This window comes from uncultured Serinicoccus sp. (genome assembly GCF_947487915.1).
Classification (GTDB): domain Bacteria; phylum Actinomycetota; class Actinomycetes; order Actinomycetales; family Dermatophilaceae; genus Ornithinicoccus.
Genome location: NZ_CANKYH010000031.1, coordinates 1 through 617 on the forward strand (window position 1 = coordinate 1; position 617 = coordinate 617).

The window sequence follows — 617 nt, forward strand, 5'->3', positions numbered from 1 at the left end:
GGAACAGGCAGCGCCGACCTTCAAGCGGACCTTCGGGTTCCACCCACTCGGTGTCTGGTGCGACAACACGAGTGAGTCCCTCGCCGGCACGCTGCGCACCGGTCGGGCCGGCTCGAACACGGCCGCCGATCACATCGAGGTCCTCGCTGCGGCGATCGCCCAGGTCCCCGGCACCCACCGCAAGAACCTGCTGATCCGCTCCGACGGCGCCGGCGCCTCGCACGACCTGCTGGACTGGCTCACCGGCCAGGGCAAGGTCCGCGGCCGCCGAGTGGAGTACTCCGTCGGGTTCGCGCTCACCGAGCAGGTCCGCGATCGTCCTGGTCCCCAAACAGACCTGGACCCCGGCGATGGACGCCGACGGCGGTGTGCGCGAAGGCGGGCACGTCGCCGAGCTGACCGGCCTCATCGACGCGGACCTGCTCGCGACGTGGCCCGACGGGAATGCGGGTCATCGTGCGCCGTGAACGGCCTCACCCCGGTGCGCAGCTGTCCCTGTTCGAGGAGGCCGACGGGTGGCGCTACCAGGCGTTCGTCACGAACACTGCCGTCGGGCAACTGGCCCTCCTCGAGGCCCGCCACCGCGCACATGCCCGCGTGGAGGACCGCATCCGGCA

The 617-nt window shown here is 71.5% G+C and carries 1 pseudogene; it reads left to right on the plus strand.

The features are described from left to right. Positions 1 to 617 (plus strand): annotated as a pseudogene (locus tag Q0795_RS17090) (transposase); the annotation flags it as partial.